Annotated in this window: 21 protein-coding genes; 18 read left to right on the top strand and 3 right to left on the bottom strand. The window is 38.8% G+C overall.

Annotated elements, in window-relative coordinates; translation table 11 throughout:
* Positions 1-20 precede the first annotated feature (20 nt).
* A complete protein-coding gene (purD, locus tag E6C50_RS16295; RefSeq protein ID WP_136404310.1) occupies positions 21-1,292 on the top strand; it encodes a phosphoribosylamine--glycine ligase in 1,272 nt (423 codons plus the stop codon).
* Positions 1,293-1,294: 2 nt separating this feature from the next.
* On the opposite strand, the gene E6C50_RS16290 is transcribed toward purD, so the two are convergent.
* On the bottom strand, positions 1,295-1,525 hold the full coding sequence (locus E6C50_RS16290; protein WP_136404309.1) for a DUF6341 family protein: 231 nt from the start codon (positions 1,523-1,525) through the stop codon (positions 1,295-1,297).
* A gap of 48 nt (positions 1,526-1,573) precedes the next feature.
* On the opposite strand from E6C50_RS16290, the gene E6C50_RS16285 reads away from it, so the two are divergent.
* On the top strand, positions 1,574-2,506 hold the full coding sequence (locus E6C50_RS16285; RefSeq protein ID WP_136404308.1) for a DUF6427 family protein: 933 nt from the start codon (positions 1,574-1,576) through the stop codon (positions 2,504-2,506).
* Here E6C50_RS16285 and upp read toward each other — a convergent pair.
* A complete protein-coding gene (gene upp, locus E6C50_RS16280) occupies positions 2,501-3,154 on the bottom strand; it encodes a uracil phosphoribosyltransferase (RefSeq protein WP_136404307.1) in 654 nt (217 codons plus the stop codon). The genes E6C50_RS16285 and upp overlap by 6 nt on opposite strands.
* A 68-nt stretch (positions 3,155-3,222) precedes the next feature.
* Here upp and E6C50_RS16275 point away from each other — a divergent pair, with 68 nt between their 5' ends.
* Positions 3,223-3,828, top strand: coding sequence for a DUF4254 domain-containing protein (locus E6C50_RS16275; protein WP_136404306.1), 606 nt, complete (start codon positions 3,223-3,225; stop codon positions 3,826-3,828).
* Between the two features lie 12 nt (positions 3,829-3,840).
* Entirely contained in the window at positions 3,841-4,875 is a 1,035-nt protein-coding gene (locus tag E6C50_RS16270; protein ID WP_136404305.1) for a glycosyltransferase family 9 protein, read from the top strand.
* Positions 4,876-5,008: 133 nt separating this feature from the next.
* Here E6C50_RS16270 and E6C50_RS16265 read toward each other — a convergent pair whose 3' ends face one another.
* Positions 5,009-6,061 (bottom strand): ferredoxin--NADP reductase, encoded by a 1,053-nt coding sequence (locus E6C50_RS16265; protein ID WP_136404304.1) that lies wholly within the window; start codon positions 6,059-6,061, stop codon positions 5,009-5,011.
* 127 nt (positions 6,062-6,188) lie between these two features.
* On the opposite strand from E6C50_RS16265, the gene E6C50_RS16260 reads away from it, so the two are divergent.
* From E6C50_RS16260 to atpG, 14 genes are all read left to right on the top strand, one after another.
* Positions 6,189-6,524 (top strand): PadR family transcriptional regulator, encoded by a 336-nt coding sequence (locus tag E6C50_RS16260; protein WP_136404303.1) that lies wholly within the window; start codon positions 6,189-6,191, stop codon positions 6,522-6,524.
* A 19-nt stretch (positions 6,525-6,543) separates the two neighbouring features.
* Positions 6,544-7,269, top strand: coding sequence for a hypothetical protein (locus E6C50_RS16255; RefSeq protein ID WP_136404302.1), 726 nt, complete (start codon positions 6,544-6,546; stop codon positions 7,267-7,269).
* Between the two features lie 57 nt (positions 7,270-7,326).
* Positions 7,327-8,796, top strand: coding sequence for a DUF5687 family protein (locus E6C50_RS16250; protein WP_136404301.1), 1,470 nt, complete (start codon positions 7,327-7,329; stop codon positions 8,794-8,796).
* 23 nt (positions 8,797-8,819) lie between these two features.
* Positions 8,820-9,515, top strand: coding sequence for an ABC transporter ATP-binding protein (locus tag E6C50_RS16245; RefSeq protein WP_136404300.1), 696 nt, complete (start codon positions 8,820-8,822; stop codon positions 9,513-9,515).
* Between the two features lie 135 nt (positions 9,516-9,650).
* Positions 9,651-12,302 (top strand): type IX secretion system periplasmic lipoprotein PorW/SprE, encoded by a 2,652-nt coding sequence (gene porW, locus E6C50_RS16240; RefSeq protein WP_136404299.1) that lies wholly within the window; start codon positions 9,651-9,653, stop codon positions 12,300-12,302.
* A gap of 65 nt (positions 12,303-12,367) precedes the next feature.
* Positions 12,368-12,799, top strand: a complete 432-nt coding sequence (locus E6C50_RS16235) for a bactofilin family protein (RefSeq protein ID WP_136404298.1) — start codon at positions 12,368-12,370, stop codon at positions 12,797-12,799.
* Positions 12,762-12,989 carry an AtpZ/AtpI family protein gene (locus tag E6C50_RS16230; protein ID WP_136404297.1) on the top strand — a complete coding sequence of 76 codons (228 nt, stop codon included), beginning with the start codon at positions 12,762-12,764 and terminating at the stop codon, positions 12,987-12,989. The genes E6C50_RS16235 and E6C50_RS16230 overlap by 38 nt, the downstream gene beginning before the upstream one ends.
* Positions 12,990-12,996: 7 nt before the next feature.
* A complete protein-coding gene (locus tag E6C50_RS16225) occupies positions 12,997-13,401 on the top strand; it encodes a hypothetical protein (protein WP_136404296.1) in 405 nt (134 codons plus the stop codon).
* Positions 13,402-13,513: 112 nt separating this feature from the next.
* Positions 13,514-14,704: a F0F1 ATP synthase subunit A gene (gene atpB, locus E6C50_RS16220; RefSeq protein ID WP_136404295.1), complete on the top strand. Its 1,191-nt coding sequence runs from the start codon at positions 13,514-13,516 to the stop codon at positions 14,702-14,704.
* A gap of 31 nt (positions 14,705-14,735) precedes the next feature.
* Positions 14,736-14,930 carry an ATP synthase F0 subunit C gene (atpE, locus tag E6C50_RS16215; protein WP_136404294.1) on the top strand — a complete coding sequence of 65 codons (195 nt, stop codon included), beginning with the start codon at positions 14,736-14,738 and terminating at the stop codon, positions 14,928-14,930.
* A gap of 92 nt (positions 14,931-15,022) precedes the next feature.
* Entirely contained in the window at positions 15,023-15,523 is a 501-nt protein-coding gene (locus E6C50_RS16210) for a F0F1 ATP synthase subunit B (protein WP_136404293.1), read from the top strand.
* Complete coding sequence (atpH, locus tag E6C50_RS16205; RefSeq protein ID WP_136404292.1) at positions 15,523-16,056, top strand: ATP synthase F1 subunit delta; 534 nt, start codon at positions 15,523-15,525, stop codon at positions 16,054-16,056. Before E6C50_RS16210 ends, atpH begins: the two co-directional genes overlap by 1 nt.
* 39 nt (positions 16,057-16,095) lie before the next feature.
* The gene (atpA, locus tag E6C50_RS16200) at positions 16,096-17,670 is read left to right on the top strand and encodes a F0F1 ATP synthase subunit alpha (protein WP_136404291.1); all 1,575 of its coding nucleotides are present in this window, start codon (positions 16,096-16,098) and stop codon (positions 17,668-17,670) included.
* A 67-nt stretch (positions 17,671-17,737) separates the two neighbouring features.
* Complete coding sequence (gene atpG / locus E6C50_RS16195; RefSeq protein ID WP_136404290.1) at positions 17,738-18,595, top strand: ATP synthase F1 subunit gamma; 858 nt, start codon at positions 17,738-17,740, stop codon at positions 18,593-18,595.
* Positions 18,596-18,818 lie beyond the last annotated feature (223 nt).

Genomic DNA, 18,818 nt, shown 5'->3' with positions numbered 1-18,818 from the left:
TTCAAAAAACAACACAACAAATGACAATTTTATTATTAGGATCCGGCGGAAGAGAACATGCTTTAGCCTGGAAAATGCTACAAAGCGAACACTGTTCAAAACTACTGGTAGCACCCGGAAATGCCGGAACTGCAACGATAGCCGAAAATGTAAACATCAACCCTAACGATTTTGAATCGGTTAAAAACCTGGTACTGACCGAAAAAGTGAGTATGGTTGTCGTAGGACCGGAAGACCCATTGGTAAAGGGGATTTTCGACTATTTTCAACAGGATGCTTTGTTACAAGACATTCCGGTCATTGGTCCGTCAAAAATCGGTGCGCAATTAGAAGGAAGTAAAGAATTTGCCAAAGAATTTTTGGTAAAACACAATATCCCAACAGCTGCTTACGACAGTTTTACAAAAGACACCGTAGAAGCCGGATGTGAATTTTTAACGACGTTACAACCGCCCTACGTTTTAAAAGCGGATGGATTGGCAGCCGGAAAAGGGGTTTTGATCCTTCAGGATTTGGCCGAAGCACAAGCCGAATTGCGTAACATGTTGGTAAACGAAAAATTTGGAAGCGCGAGCGCGAAAGTTGTCATCGAAGAATTTTTGGATGGAATCGAATTGAGTTGTTTCGTATTGACCGACGGAAAGAGCTATAAAATATTACCAACAGCAAAAGACTATAAACGAATTGGAGAAGGCGACACCGGATTAAACACCGGAGGAATGGGAGCCGTTTCGCCGGTACCGTTTGCCGATGCTGTTTTAATGGAAAAAATAGAAAGTCGTATTGTAAAACCAACAATTGACGGATTGCAAAAAGACGGAATCCTGTATAAAGGATTTGTATTTATCGGTTTGATCAATGTTAGAAACGAACCATATGTAATCGAATATAACGTTCGCATGGGCGATCCGGAAACAGAAGTGGTGATGCCGCGTTTAAAATCCGATTTGGTAACCCTTTTCAAAGCAGTTGCGACGCAAACGTTAGATCAGGTGGAATTGGAAATCGATCCGAGAAGTGCGACAACCATTATGGTAGTTTCGGGTGGCTATCCGGAAGACTATGAAAAAGGAAAAGCTATTTCCGGATTGGAACACGTAGACGGATCCATTGTTTTTCATGCCGGTACGACGCTACAAAAGGATCAGGTGGTAACCAACGGAGGCCGTGTTTTGGCCGTAACATCCTATGGGGACACGTTTCAGGAAGCCATAAAAAAATCTTATCAAAATATAGATAAACTACATTTTGATAAGATGTATTTTAGAAAAGATATCGGTTTCGACCTCTAATATTATTTTAAAAACGAGTGGGCTGTAGTATCCTGACTATCTTCGCCGCTGTCTTTGTGTTTCTTTAACTCTTTAATCCAGTAGTAAGTAGCACCACAACAGATGATGATGAAAATCCAGTTTAAAAGATTCGCAGCCCACCAGTTTGATAATTCCAATTTTCGCATCAAATCCATAGGGGCGAATAGTATGTCTACGAATAAGTACTGTATTCCTTCAAAAAATGCTTTCATTTTTGTTTAAGTATTATATTTACAGTCACAAAAATATAAAATATCTACATGATAGCAAGCCTTTTTAATAAATCTAGACCGTTAAATTATGCGATAATTAGTTTATTACTGGTTTTATTTTACTTTTTATACCTGACACAATACCCGGAGTGGACCGAATATTATACCACGGTCATACAAAAAATAGGCTTGTTGGTAGTATTAACAGGATCGTTGTTTCTGGTTCGTTTCGTTACCAAAAGGAACGGATTGAGCAAGGATAACAGCTACGCGCCGTTCTTATTTTTGCTTTTTCATATCTTGTTTCCATCGGTTTTGGTAAACACGAATATTATTCTGGCGAACTTTTTTATCCTGTTGGCACTTAGACGATTAATATCGTTGCAATCGCTGATCACGCCCAAAGAAAAGATCTTTGATGCCTCACTATGGATTTTTGTAGCGACACTATTTCACTTTTGGAGTATCCTTTTTATAGTGTTGGTTTTTGTGTCGATTGTATTTCACGTATCGCGGGATTACCGGAACTGGATTATTCCGTTTATAGCGCTTTTTACGGTAGGCATTTTGTTCACATTGGCCGTTATCGCCGGAGAGCGGGATCTTTTATTTATTGTGTTGGATAAGGCTTATATCAGTTTTGATTTTACCTATTTTGAAAATATTTACCAGAATATTGCCTTGGCGATTTTCTCCTCGATTGCGGTATTGTTTTTTGTGACGCAGTTACTGGCATTATCCAACCGACCGCTAAACATGCAGTCGTCCTACAAAAAAGTATTGTTTTCTTTTGTTTTGGGTGTTGGGATTTATGTCCTTTCAGCCAGTAAAAACAATAGTTTCCTGGCCTTTACCTTTTTTCCTTTAGCGGTAATGGGGACCAACTTTATCGAAAGTCTGGACAATAAATGGGTACGGGAAAGTGTGATGTATTCCCTGATTGCAATCAGCTTTTTTATCTTTTTCGCGCAGGTACTATAATTTACTACCGTAGGCCAAATCACCGGCATCGCCCAATCCGGGAACGATATAGTTTTTAGCATTCAAACCTTCGTCCAGAGCGGCTACCCAAAGATGGCAGTTGTTTGGCAGGTTTTTTTCAAGGTATTCGATTCCTTCCGGAGTTGCGATTACAACAGCAATGTGGATTTCTTTTGGGGTTTCCTCTGCCATTAGTTTTTGGAAAACCGCTACAAGAGATTGTCCGGTTGCCAGCATCGGATCGATCAGAATCAGGTTTTTATTTTCGAATGATGGCGCTGCCTGGTATTCCACTTTAATCTCGAAAAAATCGTCGTTATTCGGATGGAAACGCATGGCCGAAACAAAACCGTTTTCGGCATCGTCAAAGAAATTCATAAAACCGGTGTGCAATGCCAATCCGGCTCTTAAAATAGAACACAACACTACATTGTCTTCCAAAGCGGTTGTTTTTTTGATACCCAATGGTGTCTGTACATCAATCTCTTTATAGGTCAGAATCTTACTCAATTCATAGGCCATCACTTCACCGATACGTTCGATATTTTTGCGAAAGCGCATACTGTCTTTCTGGATCGTAACATCGCGGATTTGTGATAGGAAATGATTAAGAATACTGTTGTTTTCAGAGATATAATGGATATGCATTTTCGGGATAAAATTTGTATTAGTAGGATAAAAGTATAAAAACTATATTTGTAAATAAAATTTAAACTATGTTTTCACAATTTGCCTTCTCGATTTTCGAGGAAAGTATCAACGATTATCATCAATATGATAATGTAGATCAACCGATTAGCAATCCGTATCCAAAAGATCAGATTGAGCACCTGTTGTATCTGAAAAACTGGATCGATACGGTACAATGGCATTTTGAAGACATTATACGGGATCCGCAGATCAATCCGGAAGCGGCTTTGGTTTTAAAAAGAAGAATCGATGCATCCAATCAGGAACGTACGGATATGGTCGAATATATCGATAGTTATTTTCTTCAGAAATATGCTGATGTTACGGTAAAACCGACCGCAAAAATCAACTCGGAAAGTCCGGCTTGGGCGATCGACCGTTTGTCTATTCTGGCCTTGAAAATTTATCACATGAATGAAGAAGCGAATCGTGTGGAAGCTACGGCCGAACACCGTGCAAAATGTCAGGAAAAACTAAACGTATTGTTGGAACAGAAAAAAGACCTGACGACAGCGATCGACGATTTGCTAACCGATATTGCGAGCGGTGATAAATATATGAAAGTATACAAACAGATGAAGATGTATAATGACGAGGAATTAAACCCGGTATTATATCAAAACAAAAAGTAGCCATCGGGCAACATGTCTAAGATCAAACATATTTTAGTAATACGACTGTCGGCAATGGGCGATGTGGCAATGGTCGCACCGGTATTGCGCGCTTTTGTTTCGCAATATCCCGATATAAAGATTACGGTCGTATCCCGTCCGTTTTTTAAACCCTTTTTTAGCGGAATTCCCAATGTGGTTTTTTTTGATGTCGATTTACACGACCGTCATAAAGGGCCAAAGGGGTTGTTACGTCTTTTCTGGGATCTGAAAAAATTAAAAGCCGATGCTGTGGCCGATTTACACAATGCCATCCGATCAAAAGTCATCCGGAAATTATTCGGACTGATCGGGAAAAAGGTCGTGTATATGGACAAAGGCCGAAAAGAAAAAGAAGCCTTAACCCGCGCTGAAAACAAAATATTTCAACCCTTATCATCCACATTTGAACGTCATGCACTGGCTTTTAAAAAATTAGGATTCCCGATTGACTTAAGTCATCCGGTTTTTCCGCCAAAAGCCATCTTAAGTGAAACTGCTTTACAAAGCACCGGATCAAAACAGGAAAAATGGATTGGAATTGCGCCATTCGCACAATATGATACCAAAATGTATCCGTTGGATCTGATGCAACAGGTAGTGGACGAACTGGCTAAAAAATCAAATTATAAGCTATTTCTTTTTGGAGGCGGACAGGATGAAGTGAAGCAATTGGAGGCCATGCAAAATGGAAATCCTGCGATTGTGGTGATTGCCGGAAAATTAAAATTGTCACAGGAAATGGAAGTCATCAGCAACCTGGATCTGATGGTTAGTATGGATTCTGGAAACGGCCATATTGCAGCCATGTTAGGTGTTAAGGTGGTTACGATATGGGGCGCTACCCATCCGTATGCCGGATTTAGACCGTTCAACCAGCCATTGGAGAATTCGATACTTCCCGACCGGGAGAAATACCCGTTATTGCCAACCTCAGTCTATGGGAATAAACTGGTTGAAGGTTATGAAGATGCCATGCGTACGATTAGCCCGGAACAGATTATCGCTAAAATAGAATCGATAGTATAAAACACAGTACACCACACAGCACACCTGACAGGTTTTCAAAACCTGTCAGGTGTCTAAAGTTAATATAACCTGACAGGAGTTAGCAAGTTATCCAAAATACAAAAGCCTTTCAATTCGAAAGGCTTTTGTTATATTATACATCGTCGTAATCGATATAAATTTCATCGGAAGTCGGATGTGCCTGACACGTCAGGATTAATCCTTCGGCGATTTCGCGATCGGTCAGAATGGAATTCTTTTTCATTTCAGCCGATCCGTTGGTGATTCGCGCCAGACAGCTACTGCAAATTCCGCCTTGACAGGAATACGGAGCATCAACACCTTGTTTTAAAGCGGCTTCCAGAATCGTTTGTTTCTGCGCCATTTCAAACGTAGTTTCCTCATCGTCCACCAAAACGGTAATTTTGGTATGTCCGCCCAAGGTTTTTTCAATTTTGGTCTCGTTGGATGATGTTGTAAAAAGCTCAAATTTGATATCTTTTTCCGCTACGTTGTTTTCTTTTAAAACAGTACTTACGGTAGCAATCATTTCCTCTGGTCCGCACAAATAATATTTGGCAAACGACAACGAAGCATGTTTGTTTTTGATCACGAAATTCACCGTTGAGCGTTCGATACGGCCAAAAAGAGAATCTTCCGCACGCGCCTGACTAAATACATAGTGTACAAAAAAGCGACCGACATATTGTTGTTGTAAATCGTGTAATTTTTTATAGAAAATCGTGTCTTCCGGCGATTTGTTTCCGTAAACCAAAACAAAAGTACTGTTGGGTTCGTTTTCCAAAACCGAAAGAATAATAGCCATTATTGGCGTAATACCACTACCGGCTGCAAAAGCAGCATAACTGCGCTGATTGTCGGCTTTCGGTTCGAACGTGAATTTTCCTTCCGGAACACCAACTTCGATCGTATCACCGGCTTTTAGTTTTTCATTAGCATAGGTCGAAAAGAAACCATCGGAGACAGCCTTAACCGCAATTCGCAATTCACCACTGTTCGGGGAAGAACAGATCGAATACGCCCTACGGACTTCTTTTCCGTCTGGGGAATATTTTAAGTTAAGATACTGACCTGCTATAAATTGGTATTCGGGTTGCAAGGATTCCGGAACCTCAAAAGAAACCGAAACGGCTTTTGCAGTCTCTCTTCGGACTTCTTTTACTGTTAATGCGTGAAATGTTGACATGGTATGTTTGTTTGCTACAAATGTACTAAACCTTAGTCCTTTTCGTAAATCTTATCACAAAAAATAATACATCAAATACAGATGCATAAATAACTTATGTATATATTTGTTTACATTTTAAAATAAGATGAAAAACGCACAATTGTATAAAGGAAGCCTTACGACAATCATTATGAGGTTGTTAGAAGAAAACGGACGGATGTACGGCTATGAAATTACCCAAAAAGTAAAGCAGCTAACCGATGGTGAGCTAAATGTAACAGAAGGAGCGCTTTATCCGGCCTTACATAAACTGGAAGCCGAAGGTTTTTTGGATGTCGAAATGGAAAAAGCCGGCAATCGGCTACGGAAGTACTACAAACTCACCGAAAGCGGCGAAAAAGAAACCGTAAACCGCCTGGCCGAACTGGAAGCTTTTATCCGGAATATGCAGGCATTGGTAAAACCGAATCTGGAATTATAATATAGAGAAAAGAGAAAAGATGCAAAACAATAGTGTGCCAAATCGACTTATCGATACAGTCGAAATCGAAAAACTCTATGCTTTTACCGACAAGCATTTTGTTCCGTATTATGATTTACAAACCGAGCTGGTCGATCATCTGGCCAATGCAATAGAGGCACAATGGTTGATTAATCCAAACCTTTCCTTTGAAGACGCCTTAGCACTTGAATTTAAAAAATTCGGCGTTTTCGGATTTACGACGATAGTAGAGGAACGTCAGGCAGCACTTTCAAAATATTACTGGGGAAAAATATTTCGGGAGTTTGCAACGTTTTTCCGGTTTCCGAAAATAGTATTGATGCTTATTATGACGGGCATCTTATACCGAACCCTACTATTGAGCAGTTATAATAATTACATCATTCTGGCTTTGTTTGGTATAATGGGAATTATTGAGATTACAGCCGGTTATCAATGGTATCGGAAAATCCACCATCAGCAAAAAGTCACCGAAAAAAAGTGGTTGCTACACGACATTATACGAAACATATACATTATGGTTCCGGTGATGCTGTTTGCAAACAGTCTGAATTTCCTGTTTAAAATGGCGGTAAACGGAACCTATGGACACTGGCAGATTGTGATTTTTACGATCATCATGGTACCGCTTGGTTTTTTGGAATATGTGCGAATCGTAAAAATGCCGGTGCTGATTGATCAGGAAATGGCTCGAATTGTTAAAAACCATCAGTTTGTAAAATAATTTGTAACAAATGCTGAGAAGCTGCATCTAACCTTTAACTAAAACCACCAAATTTACATGTTAAAGCACTTCATTACTCTGGAATGGAAATCTTTTGTCCGATCGGCTTCATTTGGGTCGAATATGGTTCTTAAGATTTTTATGATTTTAGCGGGATTGTATTTTATTGCCTTGTTTTTATTATTGGGCGCGGGTTCCTACTACATGCTCGAAGAAAACAACTTAAAACCGTTTCCGACGATCACAACGTTTTTGATCTATTATTTTTTCGCCGATATTTTAATCCGCTTCTTTTTACAGAAAGCACCGGTTATGAATATCAAACCGTTGTTGTTTATCAACATCCGAAAAAATAGTATTGTCAATTATGCGTTGGGAAAAACCTTACTGTCCTTTTTTAATGTAACACATCTGTTTTTCTTTATCCCGTTTTCAGTGGTATTGATGGTGGAAGGATTTGCACCACTAGGCGTAATGAGCTGGTTGATTAGTATGTTGCTAACCGTTTTTGCAATCAATTATCTAAACATACTGATCAACAAAAAAGACTCTCTGTTATATGGTATCGGTGCGCTGGTCGGATTGATAGGTGTGTCACAGTATTATTCGTTTTTCGATTTGACGCTGTATACCGGACGCTATTTTTCGGCACTTTATGAAACGCCATGGCTGATCATCGTTCCGTTAGCACTTTTCATAGGGTTATATAGTGTAACCTTCGGCTTCTTTAAAAAGAACCTGTATCTCGATGCCGGATTGGCAACCAAACACGAAGTCGCCAAAACCGAAGAGCTAACCTGGTTAAACCAGTTTGGTACTTTGGGAACCTTCCTTAAAAATGACATCCGACTTTTAAAACGAAACAAACGTTCCCGTATGACGATTGGGATGAGTGTATTATTCCTGTTTTATGGCTTATTATTTTTTACGAATAGTATCGAAGCCTATCAGGCACCACTCTGGAAAATATTCGCCGCCATATTTGTAACCGGAGGTTTCCTGTTAAACTTCGGACAATTTGTGCCGAGTTGGGACAGTGCGTACTATCCGCTGATGATGAGTCAGAATATAAAATACCGCGATTACTTGAGCTCGAAATGGTGGTTAATGGTTATCGCAACCGTTATTTCAACGCTACTGGCCAGTTTCTATTTGTATTTCGGAATTGAAGTTTATCTGGCGATATTGGTTGGAGCTATTTATAATATGGGAGTTAATGCGCATATCGTACTTTGGGCCGGAGCCTACATCAAAACTCCAATTGACCTTTCGTCGAGTAAAAATGCCTTTGGTGACCGACAAGCTTTTAATGTAAAAACCCTATTACTGGCACTTCCAAAAATTGTATTACCATTATTATTATACGGAATCGGATATTACACTGTAAGTGCAAACTTCGGATTTGCGCTGGTGGCCGGAGTGGGTGTAATTGGATTTGCATTCCGTAATAAAGTATTTACGATTATCGAAAAAACCTACAAAAGCGAAAAATATCAAGCACTGGCGGCATACAAACAGAAAAACTAACAATACTTTAAAAAGACATATATATGATACAAGTCACCAACCTGTCGAAAACCTATAACGGAACCACCGTATTAAATATAGAAAACCTTGAAATTAAAAAAGGAGAAAGCTTTGGATTAGTAGGGAATAACGGAGCGGGAAAAACCACTTTTTTTAGTCTGCTATTAGATCTGATTCAACCGTCTACCGGACATATCATCAGTAATAACGTACAGATTAATCTAAGTGAAAACTGGAAACCGTTTACAGCGGCCTTTTTGGACGAAAGCTTCCTGATTGGCTACCTGACGCCGGAAGAGTATTTCTATTTTATCGGGGAATTACGCGGACAAAATAAAGCCGATGTGGACGCTTTGTTACGCGAACACCAGGACTTTTTTAACGGAGAAATCCTGAATAATAAAAAATACCTGCGCGACCTTTCGAAAGGAAACCAGAAAAAAGTGGGGATTATTGCCACATTAATTGGTAATCCGGAAGTGATCATTCTTGACGAACCGTTTGCCAACCTCGATCCGACAACACAGATCCGGTTAAAAAACATAATTAAAAAACTAGCGGATAATCCGGAGGTAACCGTGTTGGTTTCCAGTCACGATTTGTTGCACACCATTGAAGTCAGTAACCGGATTGTCGCCCTGGAAAAAGGCAGAATTGTAAAAGATATTCATACCAACGAAGAAACCCTGCAAGAGCTCGAAACATTTTTTGCTTTATAAAATGCTATCCCTCCCACAAAGAGGGATATTGTTTTTTTAGAAACAAATTTTTCCCATATCAAAAAGAAACGTATTTTTACCTCTCTTTATACTAAAAAAAGAAATTGGAAGTTAAAGAACTAAAAACGTTTTATATTGAAAACCAATCTGTTTAAATACGCCTTAAGCGTAGGGCTCGTTCTTTTTTTGCTGGCATGTTCCACAAAGAAAAACTCATTTGTAAGACGAAACTACCACGCTGTTACAGCCGAATATAACATTTTATATAATGGAGGCGTTGCTTTCGATAAAGGAGTGGAGGAATTAAAAGGGACTTATAAGGACAACTTTTGGGAAATTCTACCTGTAGAACGAATGCAGGATATCGATGCCGGAACCCTTCCCGGCCAGACTAAAAATGCCAATTTCGACAGAGCGGAAACCAAGGCAATCAAAGCGATTCAGAAACACTCCATGTATATTGAAGGCGGTGAAAAAAATCCGCAAATGGATGAAGCGCATTTATTGCTAGGAAAAGCCCGTTATTACGACAATCGCTTTATTCCGGCTTTGGAAGCGTTTAATTATATTTTGTATAAATATTCCAATAGCGATAAGATTTACGAAGCCAAAGTATGGCGGGAAAAAACCAATATCCGATTGGAGAATGAAGTTCAGGCGATTAAAAATCTGAAGAAACTTTTAGAAGATCAGAAAATTAAAGGACAGGTACAAGCCGATGCGAATGCTATTTTGGGACAGGCCTATATGAACCTTGGCTCTATTGATAGTGCTTTGGTAAATTTAAAAGTAGCGAAAGACCTGACCAAGCATAACGAAGAAAAAGCCCGTTACCATTTTATTATCGGTCAGTTATACGAAAGTATGAATTACCCGGACAGCGCGTATGCTTCGTTCCAATCGGTTATCGATATGAACCGAAGATCGCCACGTCGTTATGTTATTCAGGCGCATGCCAAACAAGCACAACAATTCGATTACAAAAAAGGCGATACGCTGGCTTTCCTGAAAAAATTCAACAAACTGGCGGAAGATCGTGAGAACCGTCCGTTTTTGGATGTGATCAATCATCAGGTAGCTTTGTTCTATGATAAACAAGGTAACAAGCGTCAGGCGAAGAAATACTACAACAAATCCCTGCGTTCGATGTCGCAGGATAATTATCTGGTAGCGTCCAATTACCGCAATCTGGCGGAGATCAATTTTGATGATGCCAAATATTTAACAGCGGGACAATATTACGACAGTACGATGTCTAAATTGAACCCAAAAACCCGAGAATTTATCGCAATTAAAAAGAAAAGGGAAAACCTGAACGATGTGATCAAATACGAAGGTATTGCAAGGGTAAACGACAGTATCTTATATGTATCCGGATTAGGACCAAACGAGCAACGAAATTACTATGAAGAATACATTGCTAAACTAAAAATTGAAGAAGCGAAAAAAGCACTTGAAGCCGAAAAGTTAAAAACAATGGCTGAGAACAGTGGTTTTTCCGATCCGGGAGCACCAGCTGTAGGATCGAATGCTAGTACAAAAAGCGAAATGATGCAATCCCGTCAGGCGCCACCTTCGGAAGAGTCTACGCCAAAACAGTCGGGAGCGCCTGCAAGTGCCGGAAGTTTTACCGGTGGAAGCACCTTCTATTTTTATAACCAGGCGACTGTCGCTTTTGGTCGAACGGAATTTAAAAAGAAATGGGGGAACCGACCGCTAAAAGACAACTGGCGTTGGTCGACACAAACCATTATCGATAAAGCAAATGAAAATCCGGATGCGGTAGCTGCGGTTGATGAAAACCCGAAAACCCAGGCGGAAGACGAGCGTTTTACTCCGGATTACTATATCAAACAATTGCCAACCGATCCGAAAGTATTGGACAGTTTGGCGAAAGACCGCAATTTTGCGTATTTCCAACTGGGAACGATTTATAAAGAAAAATTTAAAGAATACCAACTGGCGGCATCCCGATTGGAAAAACTACTGGTAAACAAACCGGAAGAACGATTGGTATTACCAGCCAAATACAATCTTTTTAAAATTTACGAAATCATCGATCCGGCCAAAGCAGCGATTATGAAACAACAGATCATTGCCGAATATCCGGATAGTCGTTATGCGCAGATTTTGCTAAACAATATTTCGGAAGGAACCATAGCGGGAAGCCCGGATGAAGTGTACAACAAACTGTTTAAACAATTTGAAAAAGACGAACTACAGGATGTGCTGGCACAATTGGATCCGGTTATTGAAAATTTCAACGGAGAAGAAATGGTTCCGAAATTCGAATTGCTCAAAGCCAGTGTAATCGGACGATTAAGAGGATTGGACGAATATAAAAAAGCGTTGAACTTTGTAGCCTTAAACTATCCAAATGCAGAAGAAGGCAAACAGGCGGAAGTTTTGTTGAAAAACGACATTCCGAAAATGGAAAAACTGGAATTAGGAAAAGAAAATCCATCCAGCTGGAAGATTGTATTCCAGATTCCGTATCCAAATGCAAACGATGCGAAAACCAAAGCCTTAACCGAAAAATTAAAGAAATATATAACCGATCGCAACAGCAACCGTATCACCTTGTCCAACGATGTGTATACAATGGATAAAAGTTTTGTAATTATACACGGTTTTAGCAGTAAAGAAGCAGCGCTTTCCACGATTAGCGTACTAAAAGATTTTAAAGGCTATAAAGTTTCCGAAAATGCATTTGTGATTTCGAATGACGATTATAAAGTGGTTCAGATCAAGAAAAATCTGGACGCGTATCTGGCAACCCTAAAATAACTTTTAAAGCAAGTAACAGTAAGATCACAGGAATAAACCCTGTGGTTTTTAAAAGCAATAATACCATGTTTGAAAAACAACAGAAAAAGTCTTACACGGATTTATTAGGTAAAACCAATAGAATAGTAGAAGGAACAACCATCAAAGGTGATATTATTTCACAAGCCGATTTTAGATTGGATGGGAATCTGATTGGAAATTTTAATTCAACAGGAAGACTTGTTATTGGTCCGGCCGGAAATGTAACAGGTGATATTAAGTGTAATACGGCTGATATTGAAGGGAGATTTAACGGAAAGATTGAGGTAACCGATATGCTGAGCATTAAATCAAAAGCCTCGATAAAAGGAGAAGTAATCGTTGGGAAACTGGCGGTAGAGCCAGGTGCCGATTTTAGTGCGACCTGTGTAATGATGGAAGCCGCATCCGGAAAAACAACCAAAGCAACAACCACAACAAATGAAACAGGATCAGGATCAGGAGAGAAAAACACGTAATAAGTGGCTGGCACTCATTAATATCCCGTTTCAGATGGGGATCATTATTTTTGCCTTTGCGTTTTTAGGGAACTGGCTCGATGAAAAATATCCGAATCCTAACGATCTGTATGTAAAAATCCTTACGCTGCTGGGCGTTTTTATAGCGCTATATAATGTAATAAGGCAGGTAAATCAGTTAAATAAATAAAATAAATATGAGCAGGAAAAAATATGCTGTAATCTTTCGTTTGTTTCAAATTGCTCCTATCCTGGCACTTCTGCATATTCTTATTTTTAAGTTTGGTGTTTCGACTCAGACCTATCAGGAATTCCACTATCCTATATATGGGATTTATCTTTTCTTTCTACTACTTTCCGTAGCGATATTACTTTTTTTAATTCGGATAAAAGAAACCAAACCGGAGCAGATTGGTTTTGTTTTTTTAGTATTGATCAGTATTCAATTTGCACTGAGTTATGTCTTCCTGATGCCGGTACTGGAGCGGGACGGAACGAGTGTATATATAGAGAAAATAAACTTTTTTGTGATTTTCATTATTTTTTTGACATTAGAAGTGTTTTTAACGTCAAGATTATTAAATGATAAGCCAGAGAAGTAGTTGAAATTAATAATTAGAATAAAAAAGAGTAGCAATAACATTGGAATATTAATTAAAAATGTACCTTTGCACCAAATTTAAGGACCGTAAAAATTAAGATATTTAATAAGGTATGGTGATTTCAAAAAAACCTGTCAGAATTATTCTAGCGACTTTTGCAGGGCTATTGTCTTCGATAGCTTTCGCAAACCCGGTAGTAGACACTACACATGTAGCAACAGCAGTAACGCATGAAGCTCATGCAACAACAGAGGTTGCTCACAATGAAGCTTCTCATGGAGACGAGCACGCAACTCAGGATCCAAAAGACAAAGTAACAGCTTACATTGAACACCATTTACAGGATTCGCATGATTTTGTTTTCTTCTCGGATGAGAAAGAAGGAAAGCATTACGGATTTTCATTACCGGTTATCTTATTGGATAACGGATTAAAAGTTTTTTCTTCTTCAAAATTACACCACGGAGAAGCAGTTGCTGAAGTAGACGGGAACTTCTATAAATTATACCACGGTAAAATTTACAAAACCGATGCTGCCGGAACAATCAACTACGATGAGCACCATCATCCAACTAACGTAAAACCGTTGGATTTTTCAATCACTAAAAATGTAGTGTCCATGTTGTTTACATCAATCTTGTTATTCTTGATGTTTACAGGTTTGGCACGTTCGTATAAAAAAGGAGCTATTCCAACAGGATTCGGAAGAGTATTGGAGCCACTGATTATTTTTATCCGTGACGAAATTGCAATCCCGAACATCGGAGAGAAAAAATACAGAAAATACATGGGTTACCTGTTAACAGTATTCTTCTTTATCTGGTTGTTAAACCTTTTAGGAATGACGCCACTTGGAATTAACGTAACCGGAAACATCGCAGTAACAGTTTGTTTGGCATTGTTCACGTATTTTATTACACAATTCAGTGCGAACAAAGAGTATTGGGGACACATTTTCTGGATGCCGGGTGTACCGGTTCCGATGAAAATCATCTTGATGCCAATCGAGATCCTGGGAACTTTAACAAAACCATTCGCATTGTTGATCCGTTTGTTTGCCAACATTACAGCAGGTCACGTGGTAATCATGAGTTTGATTGCGATGATCTTCGTAGGGAAAAATATTTATGCGGATATGCCAATCTCTTTAGGATTAACCTTGTTTATCTCGGTTATTGAAATTTTGGTAGCATTCTTACAAGCGTTTATCTTTACCATGTTGTCATCTTTATTTATTGGTATGGCGGTTCAGGACCACCACCATGATGAGCACGGTCACGAAGAAGAAAATGTAATTATTTAATTTAGAAGTTTAATTTTTTTAATATATACTTATGGGAAGTCTTAATTTAATCGGAGCTGGTTTAGTAGTAATCGGTGCAGGTTTAGGTTTAGGTAAAATCGGTGGATCTGCTATGGACGCTATTGCTCGTCAACCAGAAGCTGCTGGAAAAATTCAAACAGCGATGATTATTATCGCTGCTTTATTAGAAGGTTTAGCATTCGCTGCTTTAATCTTAGGAAAATAATAAAGAACAGAAAAACAATACCTGTAACGGTTGGTTGCAGGTGTTGTTTTATTTAGTAAGAAAAAATTAAATCATAATATATTCAGTATAAAATGGAGAAATTAATTAACGATTTTTCATTCGGTTTATTCTTTTGGCAAGCGCTTATCTTATTAGTGTTAATTTTACTTTTGGTTAAATTTGCCTGGAAACCAATCATGGACTCAATCACGGCTCGTGAAGAAGGTATTAGAAATGCTATTGCTTCTGCAGAAAATGCGAAGAAAGAAATGCAAAACCTTAAGGCTGATAACGAAAAATTGTTAGCTGAAGCTAGAGCTGAAAGAGATACTATGATCAAAGAAGCTCGTGAAATCAAAGAAAAAATGATTGCTGATGCAAAAGAGGAAGCTCAGGTGCAAGGTAACAAAATGATTGAGCAGGCTAAAGCTACAATTGCAAGCGAAAAGAATGCTGCGATGGTAGAATTGAAAAACCATGTATCGACATTATCATTAGAGATTGCTGAGAAATTATTGAAAGAAGAACTGGCTAACAAAGAAACTCAAACCAAATTGGTTGAGAAAATGTTAGATGAAGTAAAATTAAATTAATCGTTATGGCAAGAGCAGCGATTAGATATGCAAAAGCAATTTTAGATATTGCAAACTCGAATGGCCAGGCGGCTACCGTAAACAACGATATGAAATCGATAGTTACGGCTGTAGCAGAAAGCAAAGAGTTAAAAAATTTTTTAGCAAGCCCGGTAATTAAGGCGGATGTTAAGATTTCGGCATTATCAGAAATATTTGCTTCTGTACAGTCAGAAACAAAAGGGTTATTCCGCTTACTTTTAGAAAACAAACGATTTGAGATTTTACCAGAGGTAGCATCACAATATAACGCTTTGTTCGACGAAATGAACGGTGTAGAAACAGCAAAAGTAACGACAGCTTTTCCGATTACCCCGGAGTTGGAAGCAAAAGTTTTAGCGAAAATCAAAGAATTTTCAAATAAAACCATCACCTTGGTAAACACTGTAGATCCATCTATTTTAGGAGGATTTGTGTTGCGAATTGGTGACAAACAATACAACGCTTCAATAGCAAACCGATTAAGAGAATTAAAAAGAGAACTAAGTAATTAATATTTACCACACTGCAAAGTGTTTAAATTATAAATCAAGATGGCAGAAATTAAGCCTGCTGAAATTTCAGCAATATTAAAGAAACAATTATCTGGTTTTGAATCAGGAGCCACTCTGGAAGAAGTGGGAACAGTTCTTCAGGTGGGTGACGGTATCGCCCGAGTTTATGGTTTATCTAACGCACAATACGGTGAGTTAGTACAATTCGAAAACGGGTTAGAGGCAATTGTATTGAACCTTGAAGAAGATAATGTAGGTGTGGTATTATTAGGTCCGTCTACTGGAATTAAAGAAGGGTCAACTGTAAAAAGAACACAACGTATTGCTTCATTAAAAGTTGGTGAAGAAATGGTTGGTCGTGTTGTAAATACACTAGGTCTCCCAATTGATGGTAAAGGACCAATCGGTGGTGATCTTTATGAGATGCCATTAGAAAGAAAGGCTCCTGGAGTAATCTTCCGTCAGCCGGTAACAGAACCGTTACAAACAGGTATCAAATCAATTGACGCCATGATCCCTGTAGGACGTGGACAACGTGAGTTGGTTATTGGTGACCGTCAGACTGGTAAAACTACAGTTTGTATCGATACCATCTTAAATCAGAAAGAATTTTACGATGCTGGAAAACCAGTATTCTGTATATATGTAGCCGTTGGACAAAAAGCATCAACAGTTGCGGGAATTGCAAAAACATTAGAAGAAAAAGGAGCGATGGCATATACGGTAATCGTAGCTGCAAATGCTTCTGATCCTGCTCCGATGCAGGTTTATGCACCATTCGCTGGAGCAGCTATCGGAGAGTACTTCCGTGATACAGGTCGTCCTGCATTAATCGTTTATGATGATTTATCAAAACAAGCGGTTGCTTACCGTGAGGTGTCTTTGTTATTACGTCGTCCACCAGGACGTGAGGCGTATCCTGGAGACGTTTTCTACCTTCACTCAAGATTATTAGAGCGTGCTGCTAAAGTTATTGCTGATGATAGCATCGCTAAAGATATGAATGATTTACCAGAATCATTGCGTCCAATCGTTAAAGGTGGTGGGTCGTTAACAGCGTTACCAATCATCGAAACACAGGCGGGTGACGTTTCTGCGTATATTCCAACAAACGTAATTTCGATTACAGATGGTCAGATCTTCTTAGAGTCCGATTTATTCAACTCTGGGGTTCGTCCGGCGATCAACGTGGGTATCTCCGTATCTCGTGTAGGAGGTAATGCTCAGATCAAATCGATGAAAAAAGTATCCGGTACATTAAAATTAGATCAGGCGCAATTCCGTGAATTAGAAGCATTCGCGAAATTCGGTTCCGATCTTGATGCTGTTACTTTAAACGTAATCGAAAAAGGTAGACGTAACGTTGAAATCTTGAAACAAGCGGTAAACGATCCGTACAAAGTGGAAGATCAGGTTGCAATTATCTACGCTGGAACGAAAAACTTATTAAGAAATGTTCCGGTAGAAAAAGTAAAAGAATTTGAAAAAGATTATTTAGAATTCTTAAAAGCGAAACATAAAGATACTCTTGATGCTTTAAAAGCGGGTAAATTCACAGACGAAATTACTGACGTTTTAGAAAAAGTAGCTAAAGAAGTTTCTGCAAAATATTAATAATTAGATAGTCTGAAAATCCGGAGAACTACTTCGGATTTCAGATTGTTTTATTTCAAATCGACAAATGGCAAATTTAAAGGAAATACGTAATAGGATTACTTCTGTTTCATCTACGATGCAAATTACATCAGCGATGAAAATGGTATCTGCTGCTAAGCTGAAAAAAGCACAGGATGCAATTACAGCAATGCGCCCTTATGCCGAAAAATTAACAGAGTTAATACAAAATTTAAGTGCGTCGTTAGAAGGTGATGCTGCTGGAAAATTTGCAGAACAACGCGAAGTAAATAAAGTATTGATCGTAGCCATTACATCAAACAGAGGACTTTGTGGTGCTTTTAACGCCAACGTAATCAAACAGGTAAAAGGTCTTACGGAGGCGTATGCCGGTAAACAAATCGACGTGATTACAGTAGGTAAAAAAGGAAACGATGTTCTTAGAAAAGTAAATAATGTAGTGGACAATCAAAGTACACTTTTCGATGCGTTGACTTTCGAAAATGTAGGTGCTTTGGCAGCAACATTAATGGAAAAATTTGTGGCTGGAGAGTATGATAAAATTGAGTTGGTGTACAACCAGTTTAAAAATGCAGCGACTCAGATTGTTGTTACGGAACAATTTTTGCCATTAGCGCCAATTGAAGGTACAGCTATTGCCTCTTCCGATTACATTTTTGAACCATCAAAAGAAGAAATTGTGTTGACGTTGATACCAAAATCATTAAAAACACAATTATACAAAGCAATCAGGGATTCTTTTGCTGCAGAACACGGAGCGCGTATGACAGCAATGCATAAAGCAACCGATAATGCAACGGCTTTAAGAAACCAGTTAAAGCTTACGTATAACAAAGCACGTCAGGCTGCCATTACAAATGAGATCCTTGAGATCGTTGGTGGAGCGGAAGCTTTGAACAACTAAGATTTTTGTTCCGGTAAAATCGGAATTCAATAGAAGCCGCAGGATTTCCTGCGGTTTTTTTGTTTTACTACACCTTTTACACCTGACAGGTTTCAAAAACCTGTCAGGTGTTTTATTATATAAAGTATGTAGATCAAAATAATTTTCGGCTCGGATTTAGTGCTATCTATCATATAATGGTAGTTTTTTTATTTACGGATAATCGATTTTTTACAACGGATCA

This window comes from Flavobacterium supellecticarium (assembly GCF_004801375.1).
Lineage (GTDB): Bacteria > Bacteroidota > Bacteroidia > Flavobacteriales > Flavobacteriaceae > Flavobacterium > Flavobacterium supellecticarium.
Note: the sequence above shows the minus strand (reverse complement) of the source record. Positions and strands in the feature narration are given on the sequence as shown.

Coding starts and splice junctions, on each gene's coding strand:
- purD (WP_136404310.1), top strand. CDS start 21: ATGACAATTTTATTATTAGGATCCGGCGGAAGAGAACATGCTTTAGCC.
- E6C50_RS16290 (WP_136404309.1), bottom strand. CDS start 1,525: ATGAAAGCATTTTTTGAAGGAATACAGTACTTATTCGTAGACATACTA.
- E6C50_RS16285 (WP_136404308.1), top strand. CDS start 1,574: ATGATAGCAAGCCTTTTTAATAAATCTAGACCGTTAAATTATGCGATA.
- upp (WP_136404307.1), bottom strand. CDS start 3,154: ATGCATATCCATTATATCTCTGAAAACAACAGTATTCTTAATCATTTC.
- E6C50_RS16275 (WP_136404306.1), top strand. CDS start 3,223: ATGTTTTCACAATTTGCCTTCTCGATTTTCGAGGAAAGTATCAACGAT.
- E6C50_RS16270 (WP_136404305.1), top strand. CDS start 3,841: ATGTCTAAGATCAAACATATTTTAGTAATACGACTGTCGGCAATGGGC.
- E6C50_RS16265 (WP_136404304.1), bottom strand. CDS start 6,061: ATGTCAACATTTCACGCATTAACAGTAAAAGAAGTCCGAAGAGAGACT.
- E6C50_RS16260 (WP_136404303.1), top strand. CDS start 6,189: ATGAAAAACGCACAATTGTATAAAGGAAGCCTTACGACAATCATTATG.
- E6C50_RS16255 (WP_136404302.1), top strand. CDS start 6,544: ATGCAAAACAATAGTGTGCCAAATCGACTTATCGATACAGTCGAAATC.
- E6C50_RS16250 (WP_136404301.1), top strand. CDS start 7,327: ATGTTAAAGCACTTCATTACTCTGGAATGGAAATCTTTTGTCCGATCG.
- E6C50_RS16245 (WP_136404300.1), top strand. CDS start 8,820: ATGATACAAGTCACCAACCTGTCGAAAACCTATAACGGAACCACCGTA.
- E6C50_RS16235 (WP_136404298.1), top strand. CDS start 12,368: ATGTTTGAAAAACAACAGAAAAAGTCTTACACGGATTTATTAGGTAAA.
- E6C50_RS16230 (WP_136404297.1), top strand. CDS start 12,762: ATGAAACAGGATCAGGATCAGGAGAGAAAAACACGTAATAAGTGGCTG.
- E6C50_RS16225 (WP_136404296.1), top strand. CDS start 12,997: ATGAGCAGGAAAAAATATGCTGTAATCTTTCGTTTGTTTCAAATTGCT.
- atpB (WP_136404295.1), top strand. CDS start 13,514: ATGGTGATTTCAAAAAAACCTGTCAGAATTATTCTAGCGACTTTTGCA.
- atpE (WP_136404294.1), top strand. CDS start 14,736: ATGGGAAGTCTTAATTTAATCGGAGCTGGTTTAGTAGTAATCGGTGCA.
- E6C50_RS16210 (WP_136404293.1), top strand. CDS start 15,023: ATGGAGAAATTAATTAACGATTTTTCATTCGGTTTATTCTTTTGGCAA.
- atpA (WP_136404291.1), top strand. CDS start 16,096: ATGGCAGAAATTAAGCCTGCTGAAATTTCAGCAATATTAAAGAAACAA.
- atpG (WP_136404290.1), top strand. CDS start 17,738: ATGGCAAATTTAAAGGAAATACGTAATAGGATTACTTCTGTTTCATCT.